Consider the following 17,275-nt stretch of genomic DNA (forward strand, 5'->3'; position numbering starts at 1 on the left):
CGAGGAGGGCGTCATGGCTGCCATGTCACCCGCGTCATCTGTGGCGGCCCGTCTGGGCTCCGTGCGGGGATGGCAGGAGGATCTCTACCGGGACCTGCATCGGCATCCTGAGCTGTCGCACCATGAGCGGCGTACCGCCGCGAAGATCGCCGAGCGCCTCGGCCGGATCGGCTGCCAGGTACACCAGGGGGTCGGCGGCACCGGTGTGGTCGGGGTGCTGCGTAACGGCGACGGTCCGACGGTGCTGCTCCGGGCGGACATGGACGCGCTGCCGGTGCGAGAGGCGACCGGCCTGCCGTACGCCAGCACCGACACGGCCACGGATTCCGGCGGGCGCGAGATACCGATCGCGCACGCCTGTGGACACGATGTACACGTCACCTGTCTGCTCGGCGCGGCCCAGTTGCTCGCCGAGGGGACCGACCGCTGGCGGGGCACGCTGGTGGCGCTGTTCCAGCCGGCCGAGGAGACCGGCGACGGCGCGCGGGCCATGCTCGACGACGGCCTCGCCGAGCTGATTCCGGTCCCGGACGTGGCGCTCGCGCAACACGTGCTGCCGGCGCCGGCCGGGCACGTCGGCACTCATGCCGGTCCGGTGCTCTCCGCCGCCGACAGCGGGCGCGTCACCGTGTACGGACGCGGAGCCCACGGCTCGATGCCGCAGGCGGCCGTCGACCCCGTGGTCCTCGCGGCGATGATCGTGATCCGGCTGCAGACCATCGTGTCCCGTGAGACCTCGCCGGGGGAGACCGCGGTGGTCACGGTCGGCAGCGTCCAGGCCGGCACGAAGAGCAACGTCATCCCCGATCACGCCGTGCTGGAGTTCAACATCCGCACCTACGACGAGCGGACCAGAAGCGCGATCCTGGATGCGGTGCGCCGTATCGTCTTCGCCGAGTGCCAGGCGTCGCGGTGTCCGACGGCTCCGGAAATCGAGCTGTTCGACCGCTTCCCGCTAACCGACAACGATCCTGAGACCACCAGCCGGGTGGCCGCCGCGTTCGGTGAGTTCTTCGGTGACCGGGCCGGGCCGATGGGCCGGCAGACCGCCAGCGAGGATTTCAGCGACATCCCGAACGCCCTGGGAGTCCCGTACACCTACTGGGGCATCGGCGGCATCGATCCCGAGATCTACCGCAGGGCCGCGGCCGCCGGCCGGGTGGCGCAGGACATCCCGGTGAACCATTCCGCCGCGTTCGCCCCGGTCCCGCAGCCCACCTTGGACACCGGTTCCCAGGCCCTGGTCGTCGCCGCTCTCGCGTGGCTCGGCCGCTGACTCACCGCCGGTCCCCGGAACCGGGGACGTCGCCCCGGGCGCCCGGCGGGCCCGGAGCGTTGAGCCCGAAGCGGACGCCCACCAGCCGGACGACGAAGCAGACGGCGGCGGCCCCGATGGCGGCGGGGAGCCCGTAGACGCCGGTGCGGACGGTGACCGCGGTGATCGCGGCCGCGATCAGGGCGGGGATGGCGTACAGCTCGCTGTACAGCACTGTGGGGATCCGCCGGATCAGCACGTCGCGGAGCGTGCCGCCGCCCACGGCTGTGATCGCGCCCAGGATGACCGCCTGCCCGATGCCGAGGCGGTAGTCCAGCGCCTTGCTCGCCCCGGTCACCGCGAACAGGCTCAACCCGAGGGCGTCGAACACGATGATCGGGCCGGCCAGCCGGTCCAGCCGCCGGCCGAGCGCGTACGCGACCAGACCGCTCGCGGCCGCGACCGCCAGATAGCGCCAGTCGCCGAACGTGGCGGGCGGCAGGGAGTCGATCAGGATGTCGCGGATGATCCCGCCGCCCAGCGCGGTCACCATACCGAGGGTGACCACGCCGACGATGTCGAGCCGGGCGGCGCGCACCGCGGTCAACGCGCCGTTGAGTCCGAACGCGAAGGTGCCCGCCAAGTCGAGGGCGAGCAGCAGCAGCGGCGGTTCGGCGTTCACCTGGCGTCGATACCCGATATATGGCCGGCCCTGACGGCATGGTGCCGATGCCGCGTAGGGTAAGGGCGGGCGGCAGCCGTACAAGATCGAGGAGGCCGGGCGCTTGGGCATGATGATGGCGGTGAGCTTCACCCGGTACGGGCGGCTTTATTACCTCGATCCCGGAGGGCATTCCCCCAAAGTCGGCGACAAGGTGCTCGTACCGACTGATTCCGGGCCCGAGGTGGCCGAGTGCATCTGGGCGCCGCAGTACGTGAGCGAGGACGTCGACGGCCTGCCGGTCTGCGCGGGCATCGCGACCGAGGAACACCTGGCCAGGGACGAGACCAACCGGCGCCGCAGGGCCGAGGCCCGCAGCGTGTGCAAGCGCCTGATCAAGCGGCACGAGCTGCCCATGAAGGTCGTCGGGGTCGACTATGTGGACGCCGACAACGTCTTCACTGTCTACTTCTCGGCCCCGCACCGGGTCGACTTCCGGGCACTGGTGCGGGACCTCGCCCGCAACCTGCGGGCGCGGGTGGAGCTGCGGCAGATAGGGCCGCGCGACGAGGCCCGCCTCCAGGGCGGAATCGGCCCGTGTGGGCGGGACCTGTGCTGCGCGACCTTCCTGAAGGACTTCGAGCCCGTCTCGGTCCGGATGGCCAAGGACCAGGACCTGCCGGTCAACCCGCTGCGCATCGCCGGAGCGTGCGGTCGGCTGATGTGCTGCCTCAAGTTCGAGCACCCGCTGTACGTCGAGGCGCAGCGGACCTTCCCGAGGGCGGGAGCCCGGGTGGAGACGGACGAAGGGCCGGGCCAGGTCGTCGGCAGGAACGTGCCGGGAGACTACGTCACCGTGCGGCTCGACGACGGGGGGCGGCGCTGCCAGTGCTCGCGCGCCTCGGTCTGCGGCCCGCGCAAGGCCCACGACGAGAGGTATGAGCCGCAAGCGTGAAGATCTTCCGATCACGGCGTGTCCCCCCGACCCCTGCCCGCGGAGCCGCGGCGGCGTTCCTCGCGCTCGCGCTGGCCGTCACGGGCTGCACGCACACGCAGGAGGAGGCGAAGCCCCGCGCGGAGGCCCCGACACCCGCGCTTCAGCCGTTCTACAGCCAGCACCTCGACTGGAAAGACTGCGGTGACGGCTTCCAGTGCTCGCGCGCCGAGGTGCCGCTCGACTACTCCGCGCCGTCCGGCGAGAAGATCGGCATCAGCCTGATCCGGCTGCCCGCCACCGGGAAGCGCGTCGGCTCGCTGCTCATCAACCCCGGCGGACCCGGCGGCTCCGGCATCCAGTACGGCCGGGCGGCGCGTTCGGTGCTGAGCGCGAAGGTCCGGTCGCAGTTCGACGTCGTCGGCTTCGACCCGAGGGGCGTGGGCGAGTCCAGCCCCATCCGCTGCATGTCCGGAAGCGAGCTCGACGCCTACGCAGGCCTGGACGCCAGCCCGGACACGCCGGCCGAGGTCGCCGCGATGGAAAAGGGGTCGAAGGCGTTCGCCGACGCCTGCGGCGCGAAGGCGGCCCAGCTGCTGCCCCACGTCGGCACGGCCGACGCGGCCAGGGACATGGACGTGCTGCGCGCCGCCCTCGGCGACTCCGGGCTGACCTATCTCGGGAAGTCGTACGGCACCTATCTGGGCGCTGTCTACGCCGACCTGTTCCCGAAGAAGGTCCGCGCCCTGGTTCTCGACGGTGCGGTCGATCCGTCCGTCCCGGCGCTGAAGTCCAACGAGACCCAGGCCGTCGGCTTCGAGGTGGCGCTGAAGGCGTTCCTGCAGGACTGCTTCGAGGACGGCGCCTGCCCCTTCTCCAGCCGTACGGTCGAGGGGGCCATGGACGAGCTCACCGACCTGTTGAAGAAGGCCGACGCGCATCCCCTGAAGAACACCCTCGGCGACGGCCGGGAGATCAACGAGTCGTGGGTTGTCCTGGGCATCGTCACGCCGCTGTACGAGCGGCAGGCATGGCCAGTGCTGCGCCAGGCGCTGGGGCACGCCTTCAACGGTGACGGCACCGACCTGCTGCGCATGGCCGACCTGATGTTGGACCGCAAGCCGGATGGCTCGTACTCCAACCAGACCGAGGCGAACATGGCGATCAACTGCGTGGATCACCCCTATCCCAAGGAGCCGTCCGCGTACGCCGAGGGAGCCGCCGAAGCGGTGAAGATCGCCCCCCATTTCGGAAATTTCGTGATGTGGGGGTCGTTGCCGTGCGCGTACTGGCCGGTGGCGCCCAAGGGCGCCGACAAGAAGCTCACCGCCGCCGGCGCCCCGCCGATCGTCGTCGTCGGCACCTCGCGTGACCCGGCCACGCCGTACGAGTGGGCGGAGGGGCTCGCGTCCCAGCTCAGCTCGGGTGTCCTGCTCGGCTACGACGGCGACGGGCATACCGCGTACGGGATGGGCTCGACGTGCGTCGACAAAGCGGTCGACGATTACCTAATCTCCCTCAAGCCACCCAAGCAGGGCACGATGTGCCCGAAGGTCACGTGACGTCGCCGAGGGGGCGCGAGAAGGGCTCATGAGCCTGTAGACTTCTCTACGCTGCCGTACGGCACGCCGCCTTAGCTCAGTCGGCCAGAGCGACGCACTCGTAATGCGTAGGTCTGGGGTTCGATTCCCCAAGGCGGCTCCATTAATGATCAGGGCGTTTCCCATTCGGGAGACGCCCTGTGATCGTTTCCTGGTGCAGTTCGAGTTGCGGTTTCACGCAACCAGCACGGCGCGACCTGATGTGCGGTCATGGAACCGGCCGGCCGCGAGCGCGAGGAGCGGTTTGCTCGTGGCCGCGACACCCGGGTCGGCTGCCGCCGCTACCCGGCTTGGTCGGCGAGTGATCCTGAACGGCTCTGTTTCGCTCGACAGACGGAAAGCCATGCGCGATCTGAAGTCGGTCACGTACTCTGCGTAGCCAAGTCTGTTGATCTCTGTCCCTCGGGAGGGTTCCATGCGCAGGATCATTCGTTTCCTCGCCACGTCCGCCGCCGTCACCGCCGGTACTGTCGTGGCCACCGCCGCCGCTGCCAGCGCCGACGTCGGTGTCGGCGCGGAGGTCCACTTCGTGCCCCTCGGCTCCCTTCTTTTCAGCGACCGGAACATCAAGCGCGACATCGTCCCCGTGCAGTGGGATCGTTGATCTTGAAGCTGTCGGCGTTCATGCGGCTGCGTAACCGACACAACCAGACGGCTACGCAGCCGCTCCAAGACCATCGAGACGATGCTCCACCGGAGCCATATCCCGGCGCTGTTAACGGCTACGAGATCCTCGCCAAGGTTGCCGAGCTGCCCGTCAGTACGTGGCGGTACGAGTGGGAGCCGGACGGGGTACGCCATCTGGGGCCGATGGCCCAGGACTGGAAGGCCGCCTTCGACTTCGGACAGCCGGATACCCGCATCCCAGCCGTCGACGCCAACGGGGTAGCTCTCGTCGCCATCCAGACCCTGTACCGGCTTGTCGTTGACCTGCAGAACCAAGTCGATGAGCTCCGCGGTATCGCCTCGACATCCGGGCCTGGCCAGCAGAACCCGTTGGGGACCGGCTGACCTGGCCAGACTGCCTCGCGCGGGTTCCCGACCATTGTCGATCAGGAGTGTTCCCGCCGTGTGGCGGCCGTCGTGAACGCGGGCGTCACGCACTCCCGCGTTCTTGAGGATCTCCTTCCGCTCCTCCCCGTCGTGCCGGGGGTCGACGGGTACTCGCATGGCGCTTGAACTGCATGGACGGAGTTTTCGGCAGATTCAATCCGATACGTTCTCTTTGTCATGCCTTTGTGCTGTCTTTGGGGGCGTTGTCGGTGCGCGCGATACTGCTGATCGTGGCTCTTGTTCTGAGCCTGTCCGGCTGCGGTGCGGCCACTGGCGTGTTCGTTTGGCCCGTCGACGCGCCCACGCCGACCCCGGTCACCTCACATGCCACCTCGCTGCCTCCGTCGTCGGGCGCCACGCCCTCCGGGAGCGCCGCCCCCACTCCCTCGGCGACCAAGACGGCCCTGACCATCCCCCAAGCCAGGCAGGCCATGCGGCGGTGGGTGGGCAAGTACAACGCGGTGCTCAAGAAGCGCAAGTGGTGGCGATCGAACGCCCGGATTGACGCGCTGTTCATCGAGGGGGCAATGCACGAGGGCGTGCTCGAACGTAGCCGTGAGGACTACGGATGGAAGCCGGAGCACAAGCCGATCAACCTGACCGGCGCCCCGACGGTCTACCTGCCCAGGCCGGAGCAGCAGCCATCGGCCGGTGACTGGTTCATCGCGCAGGCGACCTACAAGGACACCAAGGGCCATGACCGCCCGCACGTGCTCGCGTTCTTCCGCTCCCCTGGGCAGTCCTTCAGGCTGGCCGTCGCGACCCCGATTCACTGGGGCCAGCAGATGCCCAAGCCGCTGCTCGACGCCGACGGCTACGTCACTGACATGGACAACGCCGTGGCGCGCGCCGTGGCCGAGGAGTACCAGAACTTCTGGAACGGAGAGAGGAAGAAGGAGGGCGACTCCGGCTACCGCCTGGCCAAGAACAATTACAGTCGCAAGGCGTTCCCCGAGGTCAACAAGGGGTTGTATGTCGGGTTCGCCGGCTACGGTTCCGTCTTCGGCTTCCGTACGGCGAGTGGCGGCTCGTTCTTCCTGTTCGCCCTGCTCAACGACTCCAAGAGCGTCAACAATGTGCTGAGCGAGGCACTGCTGGTGCCCAAGGGCAGTAAGGCCATCCAGGAACTCGGCGCAAGCTGGTTCTCTTAAGAGCCTGCTGACAAAGGCTTAAGTGCTGGCGGGCAGGGGGCCGTAGAGGCGGCGCGGATGATAGGGCGGCCGCTGGTCGACCTTCCTGATATCCACGTCCCGCGCCGCTTCCACGTCGATCATTCGTGTTCAGGGCACCTGGCCGGGCTTGTCGACGATGCCGGAAGCCAGTACGGACATGGCGAAGGTCCCGGCGTCGTTCACCACTTTTACGCCGATGTAGTGGTAGTCGCCGGGATCGAGGATGTAGTAGCCCTTGCCGGCCGTTCCCAGATCGAGGACGACGCCGACGCCCGCGCGTCCGTCCCCGTCTGTGGCGTTCTCCTCGATCGTGACCTGCGGGATCTTCGCCAGGGCCCGGTACATCGCCGCGGCCTTTTCCGGAGAGATCATCGGCCCGTACTTCAGGTACCACCCGATCGCCTCAAAGGCCTTGGTGTCCTTCTCGCTCTCGGCGGGGCAGTCGGGCGCGCAGATCGACAGCGCCGCCCGCTCGTACGGGAGGTTGCGGAAGTGCTCCAGCAGCGCGTCCGGATCGTCGGGGAAGCTCTCCACCTCCCGTTGGGTCTTGGCGGGGTTCGTCGAGCCCTTCTCGCCATCGCTGATCTTCAGCTTGCCGTCTGCTTCACGGATGGCCTCCCGGCTTCCGTCCATCCGGATCCAGAGCTCGAACGTCGGCAGGATCTCCAGATCCTGGGACTCCTTCACGTAGTACCACTGGTCCGGGCGGATCTCGATGGCTGCGCTCTTCGCGGCGACGAGCGCGGCCTTCTCCAGCACCGCCGCGGCGCTGGGCGGCCGAACCGCGGGTGGCCCGTTGCCCGGCCCATCGGCTCCTCCGAGTTGGGTCACGGTCACGGCGGCGGCGGCGAGAGCACCGGCTCCGGCCAGGGCGAGCCCCCAGCGCAGGCGCGGCATGAGCCGTACCGGCCGGCGGGGCGTGGAAGAGTCGGCCCGGATCTCGGCGAGCAGCCGGTGCTCTTCGGCCCGCAGGTCGGGCTGGTCCGGCACCTCGTCCCGCAGCATGTTGAGGAGCTGGATCTCGTTCATCGCATTCCTTCGTTCAAGGCGGTTGGATCGATGTCACCCAGAGCCCGGCGCAGTTTGCTTCGAGCCCGGTTAACCCGCGAACGCACCGTCCCCACCGGAACGCCGAGGGCCTGTGCGGCCTGCTGGTGACGTGAGCTCCGCCCACGTCACCAGCAGCAGCGTGTCCCGGTGCCCCCTGGGGAGCCCCGCCAGCGCCGTGGCGAGACGGCGCCGCGCTCCGTTCGCAGCCACCCTCCGATCGATCTGATCCGTGAACGGCTCGATCACCGGGTCCACTCCCGTGCGGCTCAATGCCCGATACAAACCGATCTCCTGACGGCGGTGCCGTCCGATGAGATTGGTGGCGATGCCGTACAGCCATGGCCGTGCGTCGTCGCGGCTCAGGTCGTACGTTTCCCGATGCTGGAAGGCGCGTGCGAAGGTCTCGGCGACGATGTCTTCGGCTAAGTCCTGGCCCAGCCGCCGGATGACGAAGCGCTTCAGCGCCGGCGCGTGGCGGGTGAACAGCGTGGCGAATCGCTCAGGCTCGTGCCGGGATCGTTCGATCACCATGGCGTCGTCGGCCGTTTCCACGGCCCCGAGCCGAGGTGGTGCGGCCGTCCGGCTCACGTCTCGCATCTCTTGCCTCTCGGGTGTTTGCTGTGACAGCGGTAATTACCGTTGAGAGGACCCGCGGTTCCCATGATTTCCGTACGAATCACGATCGGCCGGAATCCGGGGGCCGGGCTCGTATGCGGGCATGGGTGCGAGGCCGGGCAAGAGGCCTGATGGGGTCGAGATCGCGGAAGAGGCCAGGAACCTGGCCCTTCCTGGACCCACGGCGCGCGGCTGCCGTTAATCGCTTGCGCGCTGGAAGGCGAGTACGAGGCGGGGCTCAGGAACCCGGACGAGCTGCTGCGTAATCGCCATGCGGCGAGCCCGGCAGACCAGCAGTCGTGATCGAAAGCGAATGGCGAACGAGGTGATCAGGGCAGCGGATACGTGTGGGGCCGTTCCCCACCGCGTCAGCCGACGCGGTCGAGCTGGGTGTCGTTGTCGTACGACTCGCGGGCGTCGAGCAGTTCGTCCCAGTGTTCCGCCGCCCAGGCGCAGGCGACCGCCATCGGCTTGAGCATGCTGCGGCCGAGCGGGGTCAGTTCGTACTCGACATGCGGGGTGGCCTCGGCGTAGACGGTGCGCTTGACCAGGCCGTCCCGTTCGAGGGACCGCAGCGACTGGGTGAGGACCTTGGGAGTGACGCGCCTCAGCGGCACGCGTAGCTCGGAGAACCGGCGCGGCCCGTGCTCGAGGCAGCGGATGATGAGCGGCGCCCACTTGTCACCGAAGCGGATCGGATTGAGCGAGGACGGACACAGCTCGTCGAACATGTCGGCGGGCAGGGGTTCCCTCATGGCCTCACGATAGCCGGTATCCCGGTGGCGACCGCGGCCCCGGACAGCGCCCTGGAATCGCGTTCTCCTGGAACGCGTCCAACGACTCGGTGGCAGTTTCGGTCGAGCTTTGCCCTCGCTGCCGGCCGTGGCCCGAGGCCGGCGAGGACGGGAAGACTCCCGGCCAATGGCGTCACGCTTGTGCACCGGCGATTCAACACTTGGGGCGCCGACTTCGTCTGAGTGGTGGAAACCGAGGAAAGGCGAAGGCAATTGGACGACGACTCCCGCTTCGCGGACTTCGTCGCCGCACGGGCCGATGCACTGTTGCGTTACGGCTACGTGCTCAGCGGCGATCCCCACGATGCGGCCGATCTCACCCAGGAGGCACTCTTACGGCTGCATCGTGCGTGGTCGCGGGTGTACCGCAAGGACAACCCCGAGAGCTACACCAGAATGATCATGGTCCGGTTGCACGTCAGCGTGTGGCGGCGGCGCCGTCGTGAGCGGCTCTTTTGGGAACTGCCCGACCAGGTGAGTCTGGACACGCTGCCCTCGGAAACGGAACAGGACCTCTGGCAGGCGATGAAAGGCCTGCCCCGCAAGCAGCGGGCCGTACTCGTCCTGCGGTACTACGAGCAACTGACCGACGCGGAGATCGCGACCGTACTCGGCGTCTCCCGAGGGACGGTGCGCAGCCACGCGTCGCTCGGCCTGAGCAAACTCCGCTCCTCCGTGCCACACCCCGCCGCTACCAAAGGGAGCGCCTCATGAACGATCATCTGGAGGAGATGCTCCGCAGTACCCTCGGCCACGCCTCCGAACTGGCACCGCATGCGCCGGGCAACCTGTCCACGCACATCGCGCACAGATCCCGGGTACGGCGGATGCGCGTGCAGGCTCTGGTCGCGGCCGCCGCGGTGGTGGTGATCGCGGGCGGGGCGGCGGTGGCGGTACGTGGTGCCGGACACGACCCCACGGCGGTGAATCCGAGCGTGACGCCGTCACCCACAGCGACGGAGATGAGGATCCCCGCCTTCGTCGAGGAGGTCTGGCCGCAGGCGGTCTGGAAGATCCCGGCCAAGCTGCCCGGCGGGCGCAAGTTCCAACCCCGGGGCTTCATCGACGACCACACACTGCTGCTGGAGACCTGGGAGAGCTTCGAGAAGGCCAACGCCATCTACGCCTACGACCTGGACAGCGGTCGCGTCCGCAAGATCGCGAACATCCGTACGCCGAAGGAGGTGTACGCGTCCGGCTACGCGGTGGGCGGCGGGCGGATCGTCTGGCAGACGATCGACGTGGTCCGCGGCGAGCCGGTCACCTCGTTCTGGTCGGCCCCCGTCGCCGGAGGAAAGGCGACAGCCATCGCCACGGAGCGGGCGGTCAAGGGGCGCGGTGACCAACTCGCCGTGGTCGGCGACAGGCTGGCCTTCAGCCTTCTCGAAGGCGGCGTCTTCACTGTTCCTCTCGACGGTGGGGCCGTCAAGCCGGTCGCGGGTGCGGCAGGTCACCACATCCTGCGCTGGCCCTGGGTCGGCGCCCCGGGAGAGTACACGCCGGAGGGCGAGACGAGCTTCCAGGAACTGCTCAACGTCGAGACCGGGGAGACGAGCAGGGCGGTCGTCCATCCGGGGGAGCAGTACGTACGGTGTGGCGTGACGACGTGCACCGGCACCAAAGCCGATCCCCCGGCCTTCTACCGGCTGCGCGACGGTTCACAGGAACGCCCCCTGCTGCCCAAGTCCTCGCTGTTCGGACTCGCTCTGGATCGCTTCCTGACCGTCCGTCTGCCGAATCCGCCGGGCGGTCAGGTCCTGTACGACGTGGTCACCGGAAAGTCGGGAGACCTGGGCCTGCGCCCGCAGGCGAAGGGCGGATCGGTCGCGGTCGAACCCGGTCTTGGAGGCGGACGCCTGGTGGCCTACCCACTGCGGAACGAGTACGTGATCATCGATCTCGCGAAGATCCGGTGAACGCGTCACCTCGACGGACGGCCGGGCGAGCGGTGCCTTCTCCGACGAATTCGCCGCGCCGATGGCCAAACTCCAAGCGGTCCACCTGGCTGCGGCATTTCATCACTTATTTACCTTCTCCGGACCCTCTGTCGGATTATGTCGCTGACTGTCCAGAGACCGTCAGGAACCCAAAAGGGTGCTTTCTGGGCGAAATTTCCTGTATCGCTGATACCGTTTCGCCGTCATGATCATTCAAGTCTCATGGGGAGAGATGCTCTTATGGCACTGACGGGTAGCGGCGGTTCATCATCGAGAACCCTTCCCGGTCTTCTGCCACGTACCGCGGCGCTGACGATCGCGTTCGGACTGGTGTTCGCGCAGTTTGGCCAACCGGCGTCTGCTGGGACCGGCGCTCACAGCGCCCAAGCCATCGCCTCGGTTGAGGGCGACGACAGCGGACCGGCTGCCGGGGTCGGCACCGACATCATCGACGAGTCGGATGTCAGTGCGGCGGCTGTCGTAGATTGCCAGTGCGTCGCGTTCGTGCAGCGGTACTACGGGCTGACCGGACAGATGAGGAACGCCACCGACATGGGGGGTGTCCTGAAGCAGAACGGGTTCAAGTATGTCGGGCACGGCATAGCGCCCAGGAAGGGTGATGTAGCCGTGTGGAAGGACACCTACTATCCGCGCTTTGGGCACATCGCCATCGTCGAGTCGGTGACCTGGGACTCGCCTGGTTGGATCGTCAAATTCCGCGGCGCCAACCAGGGTGGGTCACTCTTCACGCAGAAGAACTGCCGAAACGTCAGCATCAGGGCAAATATGGGCTACACGGCGGCGGACTACTACCGCCGCTAGGGAGTGTCTGACACGACTTAGGCGCGAGCGGTCCCCGTGCGCAAGCCGCAACATGCTGGGCCGGTTAGGAACCGGAGTGCTGGAGCCCCGGCTCCCAGCCTGACAGCTCGACCTGATCGCCGCATCGGCCGGCCGTGGTCACAAGGGGCGGGGCGCGCTCTGTGAAATCGGCCGGCCCGATGCGCCCATGCCCCTGCGAGGCGATCCCGCCGGGGCCGCCACGTTCGAACCTCGGCGGCTTCAGGGCCGTGGCCGGCATCGTCACCCAAGGGCGCATGAAGACGCAAACCGGTCGACCTGCAAGAACGCTCACGTGCCTGGGCCGAGACCCACCACGCCGAGCCCTGACCAACCTGCGATGCGCCGTCGGCGCCGCGAAGTGCTCGGCCCGCTCGGTCCGCTCGGCCCTACGGCGAACGCGGTCAGGAGCGCTGCACGACGGTGAGGAGGAACGCGGTGTCCTCCAGCGCCTCGACGCTGTGCCGTGCCTGCGGGATGACCAGGAGGTCGTCGGCGCACCCCTCCCAGGATTCGTCGCCGCTGCGCAACACCAGCCGCCCGCGCAGGACGAGCAGCGTCGCTTCGCCGGGGTTCTCGTGCTCCGCGAGGGAGGCGCCGGCGGCGAGGGTGAGCAGGGTCTGGCGCAGGACGTGTTCGGGCCCGCCGTAGACCGTCTCCGCGCTGCGTCCCGCCGACCGGGTGGCCGCTCTCTCCAGGTGGTCGCGGGCCAGCGCGTCGAGTGAGATCTTCCGCATGGCGACAGTGTGCCAGCAGCCCACGCGGCGACGGCGGTCTCCGCGCTGCGGCGCCTCTGATCTGCGCGGACGTAGAGTTCTCCCATGCGCCCACCGCTGCCGGGGCCGCTGGCCGACCTGGCTCCGCTCCTGCACCAGTACGGCTACGCCGCGGTCGCGGGGCTGATCCTCCTGGAGGACTTCGGCGTCCCCGCTCCGGGCGAGACCATCCTCGTGGCCGCCGCTGTCTACGCGGGCGCCGGGCATCTCAACATCTTCTTCGTTGTTCTCGTCGCCCTGGCGGCGGCCATCGTCGGCGACAACATCGGTTACGTCATCGGCCGGGTCGGGGGCCGCAGGCTCATCCACCGCTGGGGTCGCTACGTCCTGATCACCCCGGAGCGCTTCCACGCGACCGAAAAGTTCTTCCTGCGCCACGGAGCCAAGATCGTGGTGATCGCCCGGTTCATCGAGGGGCTGCGTCAGGTCAACGGCCTCGTCGCGGGCACCACCGGCATGCCGTGGCGTCGCTTCCTCGTGTGCAACGCCATCGGCGCCGTTCTGTGGGTGGGCGTCTGGGCGGGCGCCGCGTACTTCGCCGGCAAGAGGATCGGCGCCATCTACAACATGATCGGCCGCTACCAGAACTACGCCTGGATCGCCCTCGGCCTCGCGGTCGCCGCCGTCGTCGCCTGGCATCTGGTCCGCCACCTGCGCCGCCGCAAAGCATGACAGCGGCGCGTGGCCCGGAATTCTGTTGCCCGCCGTACCCCGAAGGCTGGACGATCGCGGAATGGACGAAGAACGCAAAACCATGGCAGGCGCGATCAGCTACCGCGAAGGCGTCAGGGACGGACGCCCCTGGGCGGACGAGGTCGAGGTGATCGGCCCGGGCGCCGCCGACGTCATCATGTCCGAAATGCGCGGCTGGGCGGTCTCGGCCGCGCCGGAGCTGGCGGAGGAACTGCTCGCGCGGGGCGCGCGTGTGGTGCGGCACGCCCACGTCATGTCCTGTGACCTGGAGAAGGTGGAACCGGCTGAGGTCGAAGCGCCGGAGGGTTTCCGGTTCGTGCCCTGTGACCGCGCCCCGGAGCAGGTGCTTCCAGCGGTCCTCGCGGCCTACCCGCCCGGCCACCCCGACCGCCGCACCGATGAGGATGACAAGATCAGCGAAGAGCTTGCCCCCTTGCTGGAGGGGCGGCTGATCGGGCCGGTCATGCCGTGCAGCCTGCTTGTCGTGGACGCCGGTGACACGGTCGTGGCGGGAGTCGTGGTCAACGACTTCCGAGGGGAGCCCTGGATCTCCCACCTGTTCCGCCACCCGGTCGAGGCGCCGCCCGGAACCGGCACACTCGCCCTGCGAGCCGTCCAGGTCCGAGCCGCCCGGTCCGGGCTGGCCACGCTCGGGCTGGCCGTTACCCACGCCAACCCGGCGAAACGGATCTACGAGAGGCTCGGTTTCGTAGTGACCGAGACTTTTATCACCGTCGTCATCTGATCGCCCGACGACGGGGATCAGGGTGACAGGGTGATGCGCACCCCGACGGTGCCGGCGCGGCCCCGCCGCAGCCGGCTTCCCCAGATGGTCAGCCTGCCGAGGAGTCCGTACTTCTTCATCAGCAGCTCACGGACGTGATCAGCCTGCTCGGGCGGCAGCAGCTCGGCCCTGGCCGGCACCGCGTCACCGCGCAGCCGGCCCCGTACATCGCACGGCGCCACCGTGACCTGCGGATTGCGGCGGATGCGCTTCACCTTGCCGGAGTCGGCGACGGTCCAGACGACCAGGGCGTCGCGGTCGCGCATCACCCAGACCGGCGTCGCGACCGGCGTCCCGTCGCGCCGCAGCGTCACCAGCGACACGTACTGTTCCGCGCCGAGCCGTTCAACGGTTGTCATGTCAGCACCGTACGCGCCGCCCGAGGAGGGGAGTTGCGCTCCTCATCGATCTCCTCGGCGGTGTTGGGGCCGGGGGTTGAGGCTCCCGAAGACCTCGGCCGGGCTCGCGCGGGGCCAGAAATTGGGATGCCAGGTGACGAGATCGGGCGATAACCTGCGCGGAACGCGAGGAGGGGAAGCGCCGTGGGACACGTCGAGATCGGGCATCTGACCTATGTGCTGCCCGATGGGCGGCCGTTGCTCGACGATGTGTCCTTCCGCATCGGAGAGGGCGTCAAGGCAGCGCTCGTCGGGCCCAACGGCGCGGGTAAGACGACGCTGATGCGGCTCGTCGCCGGCGATCTCCAACCGGTGGAGGGCACTGTGGCCCACTCCGGCGGGCTGGGCGTGATGCGGCAGTTCATCGGCAGCATCCGCGATGGCCGCACCGTCCACGACCTGCTGCTCAGCGTCGCGCCCGTCCGGGTCAGGGAGGCGGCGGCCCGCCTGGACGCGGCCGAGCTCGTGATGATGGAGCGGGATAACGAGAAGGCGCAGATGCGCTACGCCCAGGCGATCACCGACTACACGGACGCCGGCGGCTACGACATCGAGGTCCTGTGGGACACCTGCACCATGGCCGCCCTCGGCGTGCCGTACGACAGGTGCAAATATCGCGAGGTCAACACGCTGTCCGGCGGCGAGCAGAAGCGGCTCGTGCTGGAGGCGCTGCTCCGCGGCCCCGACCAGACCCTGCTGCTCGACGAGCCCGACAACTACCTCGACGTGCCGGGCAAGCTCTGGCTGGAGCAGGCGCTGCGGGAGACCCCGAAGACGGTCCTGCTAGTTTCTCACGACCGGCAGTTGCTGGCCAACGCGGCGGACCGGATCGTCACCGTCGAGTCCGGCAACATCTGGGTGCACGGCGGCGGGTTCGCGACGTACGCCGAGGCGCGCAAGGAGCGCAACGAGCGCCTGGACGAGCTGCGCCGCCGCTGGGACGAGGAGCACGCCAAGCTCAAGCGCCTGGTGGTCATGCTGAAGAACAAGGCGACCTACAACGACGGCATGGCCAGCGCCTACCATGCGGCGCAGACGCGGCTGCGCAGGTTCGAGGAGGCGGGGCCGCCCGAGCTCGCGCCCAGGGACCAGCTCATCAGCATGCGCCTGCGCGGCGGCCGCACCGGCAAACGCGCGGTCATCTGCGAGAACCTCGAACTCACCGGCCTGATGAAGCCGTTCGACCTGGAGGTTTGGTACGGCGAGCGCGTCGCCGTGCTCGGCTCGAACGGCTCGGGCAAGTCGCACTTCCTCCGGCTGATCGCCGGGGATGCGGTACGGCACACGGGTGTGGGGAGGCTCGGCGCCCGCGTCATCCCCGGGCACTTCGCCCAGACGCATTCCAGGCCCGAGCTGCTGAAGCGGACGCCGTGCGAGATCGTCATGAGCGAGCACGCCAAGCTCAAGAACGAGGCGATGAAGGCGCTCGACCGATACGAGCTGGCGGGCGGCGTCGCCGAGCAGCGGTTCGAGACGCTGTCGGGCGGGCAGCAGGCGCGGCTGCAGATCCTCCTGCTCGAATTGTCGGGCGCCACGCTGCTGCTCCTCGACGAGCCGACGGACAACCTCGACCTGGCCAGCGCCGAGGCGTTGCAGGCCGGGCTGAACGCCTTCGACGGCACCGTGCTCGCCGTGACCCACGACCGGTGGTTCGCCGCGGACTTCGACCGCTTCCTGGTCTTCGGATCGGACGGGCGGGTATATGAGGCCCCTGAGCCCGTTTGGGATGAAACCCGGGTGGTCCGCCCGAGATAGGCGAAGATCCTAAAGAGTTCGTACGGCTCGCGCGTGTCCGTTGGGTGGCGTCCCATTCACCGGGTTATGACGGCTAAGTGACTCAGCGCAGCCGCATGGCAGCAGCAATGGCCCTCGTCGTCGTGGTCGTGGTGGCGGGGTGCAGTGAAACGAGCGAGAACAAGAAGCAGCTCGCCCCGCTCACGCTGAAGGAGCAGGCGTCCTCGATCGACAAGTCGAGCACCGGATACCTGGTGACCTGGGCGGGTGTGCTCGGCAACGCCAACCGATGGCACTTCGGGGAGAACGCGGTCGCCCTGATCAGCGCCCGCGACGGCTCCGGCAAAGAGGTCCTCCGCATGGAGCAGCCGCTGGACGCCGTCCCGCCGGGCCGTTCCCTGGCGTTCACGGGCCAGGCGGTGGCGAAGGTCAAGCCCGCGAGCGTGAAGATCGACTACCGTCCCGCGTCGTGGCATCCGGCGGCCCGGATTCCATCGTCGTTCCGCCGGTTCCCAGTGTCCGATGTGGCGACGGAGCAGCTGGAGCCCGGCTCCTACCTCGTCACCGGCTACATCAGCGACCCGTTCCGCAAGGTCGCGAACAGCCTGGTCGTCACCGCGCTGCTCCATGACGAGGCCGGCCGGCTGCTCGGGGGCGGCACGACCTTCGTCGACGACGTCCGGGCCGAGCTCAAGCGGCGTTTCGTCATCACCGCGAGCGGCGTCAAGGGGAAGGTCGCCGACACCGACATCACGGTCAGGACCTGGGGCGCGACGGCGAAGCCGTACGAGGAACTGGTCGCGGGCGGGACGGTCCCCGTCAATGTGACCAAGCCCACAACCAGGCCGTTCGCCAAGGACCGCGGGTATCCGCCGATAGGCGACCGGCGGCCATGAAGGGCGTCGTGACCGTCCCGGAGCCCAGGATCGGCGCCGACCCACTGTGGATCTTGAATTCCGAGGCGAGTTACCGTAACGG

The 17,275-nt window shown here is 68.5% G+C and carries 20 protein-coding genes and 1 tRNA gene; 14 read left to right on the forward strand and 7 right to left on the reverse strand.

What is annotated here, in order from left to right; all coding sequences use genetic code 11:
• Nucleotides 1-13: 13 nt before the first annotated feature.
• Complete coding sequence (locus tag ACQP1V_RS01540) at nucleotides 14-1,276, forward strand: amidohydrolase (RefSeq protein ID WP_433418085.1); 1,263 nt, start codon at nucleotides 14-16, stop codon at nucleotides 1,274-1,276.
• Nucleotide 1,277: 1 nt separating this feature from the next.
• Here ACQP1V_RS01540 and ACQP1V_RS01545 read toward each other — a convergent pair whose 3' ends face one another.
• Entirely contained in the window at nucleotides 1,278-1,937 is a 660-nt protein-coding gene (locus ACQP1V_RS01545; RefSeq protein WP_387417300.1) for a trimeric intracellular cation channel family protein, read from the reverse strand.
• 115 nt (nucleotides 1,938-2,052) lie between these two features.
• Between ACQP1V_RS01545 and ACQP1V_RS01550 the strand changes: the two genes are divergently transcribed.
• The 6 genes from ACQP1V_RS01550 (at nucleotide 2,053) to ACQP1V_RS01575 (ending at nucleotide 6,655) form a co-directional block, all read left to right on the forward strand.
• On the forward strand, nucleotides 2,053-2,871 hold the full coding sequence (locus ACQP1V_RS01550; RefSeq protein ID WP_433425734.1) for a PSP1 domain-containing protein: 819 nt from the start codon (nucleotides 2,053-2,055) through the stop codon (nucleotides 2,869-2,871).
• Nucleotides 2,868-4,412, forward strand: a complete 1,545-nt coding sequence (locus tag ACQP1V_RS01555) for an alpha/beta hydrolase (RefSeq protein ID WP_433418088.1) — start codon at nucleotides 2,868-2,870, stop codon at nucleotides 4,410-4,412. Before ACQP1V_RS01550 ends, ACQP1V_RS01555 begins: the two co-directional genes overlap by 4 nt.
• A gap of 65 nt (nucleotides 4,413-4,477) precedes the next feature.
• Nucleotides 4,478-4,554: transfer RNA gene (locus ACQP1V_RS01560), tRNA-Thr, on the forward strand.
• Nucleotides 4,555-4,866: 312 nt separating this feature from the next.
• The gene (locus tag ACQP1V_RS01565) at nucleotides 4,867-5,055 is read left to right on the forward strand and encodes a hypothetical protein (protein WP_387417277.1); all 189 of its coding nucleotides are present in this window, start codon (nucleotides 4,867-4,869) and stop codon (nucleotides 5,053-5,055) included.
• Nucleotides 5,052-5,462, forward strand: coding sequence for a tail fiber domain-containing protein (locus ACQP1V_RS01570; protein WP_433418090.1), 411 nt, complete (start codon nucleotides 5,052-5,054; stop codon nucleotides 5,460-5,462). The genes ACQP1V_RS01565 and ACQP1V_RS01570 overlap by 4 nt, the downstream gene beginning before the upstream one ends.
• 272 nt (nucleotides 5,463-5,734) lie before the next feature.
• The gene (locus ACQP1V_RS01575; protein WP_433418093.1) at nucleotides 5,735-6,655 is read left to right on the forward strand and encodes a hypothetical protein; all 921 of its coding nucleotides are present in this window, start codon (nucleotides 5,735-5,737) and stop codon (nucleotides 6,653-6,655) included.
• A gap of 129 nt (nucleotides 6,656-6,784) precedes the next feature.
• Here the strand turns inward: ACQP1V_RS01575 and ACQP1V_RS01580 are convergent, their stop codons facing one another.
• From ACQP1V_RS01580 to ACQP1V_RS01595, 4 genes are all read right to left on the reverse strand, one after another.
• Nucleotides 6,785-7,705: a CU044_5270 family protein gene (locus ACQP1V_RS01580; protein ID WP_433418095.1), complete on the reverse strand. Its 921-nt coding sequence runs from the start codon at nucleotides 7,703-7,705 to the stop codon at nucleotides 6,785-6,787.
• Nucleotides 7,702-7,800 (reverse strand): hypothetical protein, encoded by a 99-nt coding sequence (locus ACQP1V_RS01585; protein ID WP_433418098.1) that lies wholly within the window; start codon nucleotides 7,798-7,800, stop codon nucleotides 7,702-7,704. Before ACQP1V_RS01585 ends, ACQP1V_RS01580 begins: the two co-directional genes overlap by 4 nt.
• Nucleotides 7,775-8,278 (reverse strand): RNA polymerase sigma factor, encoded by a 504-nt coding sequence (locus tag ACQP1V_RS01590; RefSeq protein ID WP_433418100.1) that lies wholly within the window; start codon nucleotides 8,276-8,278, stop codon nucleotides 7,775-7,777. The genes ACQP1V_RS01585 and ACQP1V_RS01590 overlap by 26 nt, the downstream gene beginning before the upstream one ends.
• 431 nt (nucleotides 8,279-8,709) lie before the next feature.
• On the reverse strand, nucleotides 8,710-9,096 hold the full coding sequence (locus tag ACQP1V_RS01595; protein ID WP_433418103.1) for a winged helix-turn-helix transcriptional regulator: 387 nt from the start codon (nucleotides 9,094-9,096) through the stop codon (nucleotides 8,710-8,712).
• Between the two features lie 252 nt (nucleotides 9,097-9,348).
• Here ACQP1V_RS01595 and ACQP1V_RS01600 point away from each other — a divergent pair, with 252 nt between their 5' ends.
• From ACQP1V_RS01600 to ACQP1V_RS01610, 3 genes are all read left to right on the forward strand, one after another.
• Entirely contained in the window at nucleotides 9,349-9,849 is a 501-nt protein-coding gene (locus tag ACQP1V_RS01600) for a SigE family RNA polymerase sigma factor (protein WP_387417271.1), read from the forward strand.
• Nucleotides 9,846-11,051, forward strand: coding sequence for a hypothetical protein (locus ACQP1V_RS01605; RefSeq protein ID WP_433418106.1), 1,206 nt, complete (start codon nucleotides 9,846-9,848; stop codon nucleotides 11,049-11,051). The genes ACQP1V_RS01600 and ACQP1V_RS01605 overlap by 4 nt, the downstream gene beginning before the upstream one ends.
• 261 nt (nucleotides 11,052-11,312) lie before the next feature.
• A complete protein-coding gene (locus ACQP1V_RS01610; protein ID WP_433418108.1) occupies nucleotides 11,313-11,894 on the forward strand; it encodes a CHAP domain-containing protein in 582 nt (193 codons plus the stop codon).
• A gap of 422 nt (nucleotides 11,895-12,316) precedes the next feature.
• On the opposite strand, the gene ACQP1V_RS01615 is transcribed toward ACQP1V_RS01610, so the two are convergent.
• Nucleotides 12,317-12,649 (reverse strand): cupin domain-containing protein, encoded by a 333-nt coding sequence (locus ACQP1V_RS01615; RefSeq protein ID WP_433220915.1) that lies wholly within the window; start codon nucleotides 12,647-12,649, stop codon nucleotides 12,317-12,319.
• Nucleotides 12,650-12,733: 84 nt separating this feature from the next.
• On the opposite strand from ACQP1V_RS01615, the gene ACQP1V_RS01620 reads away from it, so the two are divergent.
• Together ACQP1V_RS01620 and ACQP1V_RS01625 are read left to right on the forward strand one after the other, a co-directional pair.
• The gene (locus ACQP1V_RS01620; RefSeq protein WP_387417267.1) at nucleotides 12,734-13,360 is read left to right on the forward strand and encodes a DedA family protein; all 627 of its coding nucleotides are present in this window, start codon (nucleotides 12,734-12,736) and stop codon (nucleotides 13,358-13,360) included.
• Between the two features lie 61 nt (nucleotides 13,361-13,421).
• Nucleotides 13,422-14,126 (forward strand): GNAT family N-acetyltransferase, encoded by a 705-nt coding sequence (locus ACQP1V_RS01625; RefSeq protein ID WP_433418111.1) that lies wholly within the window; start codon nucleotides 13,422-13,424, stop codon nucleotides 14,124-14,126.
• 17 nt (nucleotides 14,127-14,143) lie between these two features.
• On the opposite strand, the gene ACQP1V_RS01630 is transcribed toward ACQP1V_RS01625, so the two are convergent.
• Entirely contained in the window at nucleotides 14,144-14,524 is a 381-nt protein-coding gene (locus ACQP1V_RS01630; RefSeq protein WP_433418114.1) for a PPOX class F420-dependent oxidoreductase, read from the reverse strand.
• Nucleotides 14,525-14,707: 183 nt separating this feature from the next.
• On the opposite strand from ACQP1V_RS01630, the gene ACQP1V_RS01635 reads away from it, so the two are divergent.
• Both ACQP1V_RS01635 and ACQP1V_RS01640 read left to right on the forward strand, forming a co-directional pair.
• A complete protein-coding gene (locus tag ACQP1V_RS01635) occupies nucleotides 14,708-16,318 on the forward strand; it encodes an ABC-F family ATP-binding cassette domain-containing protein (protein WP_433418117.1) in 1,611 nt (536 codons plus the stop codon).
• A gap of 77 nt (nucleotides 16,319-16,395) precedes the next feature.
• Nucleotides 16,396-17,193, forward strand: coding sequence for a hypothetical protein (locus tag ACQP1V_RS01640; protein ID WP_433418120.1), 798 nt, complete (start codon nucleotides 16,396-16,398; stop codon nucleotides 17,191-17,193).
• Nucleotides 17,194-17,275: the final 82 nt, after the last annotated feature.

The sequence above is a fragment of the Microtetraspora malaysiensis genome (genome assembly GCF_050947145.1).
Lineage (GTDB): Bacteria > Actinomycetota > Actinomycetes > Streptosporangiales > Streptosporangiaceae > Microtetraspora_A > Microtetraspora_A malaysiensis.

Coding starts and splice junctions, on each gene's coding strand:
- ACQP1V_RS01540 (WP_433418085.1), top strand. CDS start 14: ATGGCTGCCATGTCACCCGCGTCATCTGTGGCGGCCCGTCTGGGCTCC.
- ACQP1V_RS01550 (WP_433425734.1), top strand. CDS start 2,053: ATGGCGGTGAGCTTCACCCGGTACGGGCGGCTTTATTACCTCGATCCC.
- ACQP1V_RS01565 (WP_387417277.1), top strand. CDS start 4,867: ATGCGCAGGATCATTCGTTTCCTCGCCACGTCCGCCGCCGTCACCGCC.
- ACQP1V_RS01580 (WP_433418095.1), bottom strand. CDS start 7,705: ATGAACGAGATCCAGCTCCTCAACATGCTGCGGGACGAGGTGCCGGAC.
- ACQP1V_RS01595 (WP_433418103.1), bottom strand. CDS start 9,096: ATGAGGGAACCCCTGCCCGCCGACATGTTCGACGAGCTGTGTCCGTCC.
- ACQP1V_RS01605 (WP_433418106.1), top strand. CDS start 9,846: ATGAACGATCATCTGGAGGAGATGCTCCGCAGTACCCTCGGCCACGCC.
- ACQP1V_RS01610 (WP_433418108.1), top strand. CDS start 11,313: ATGGCACTGACGGGTAGCGGCGGTTCATCATCGAGAACCCTTCCCGGT.
- ACQP1V_RS01615 (WP_433220915.1), bottom strand. CDS start 12,649: ATGCGGAAGATCTCACTCGACGCGCTGGCCCGCGACCACCTGGAGAGA.
- ACQP1V_RS01620 (WP_387417267.1), top strand. CDS start 12,734: ATGCGCCCACCGCTGCCGGGGCCGCTGGCCGACCTGGCTCCGCTCCTG.
- ACQP1V_RS01625 (WP_433418111.1), top strand. CDS start 13,422: ATGGACGAAGAACGCAAAACCATGGCAGGCGCGATCAGCTACCGCGAA.
- ACQP1V_RS01630 (WP_433418114.1), bottom strand. CDS start 14,524: ATGACAACCGTTGAACGGCTCGGCGCGGAACAGTACGTGTCGCTGGTG.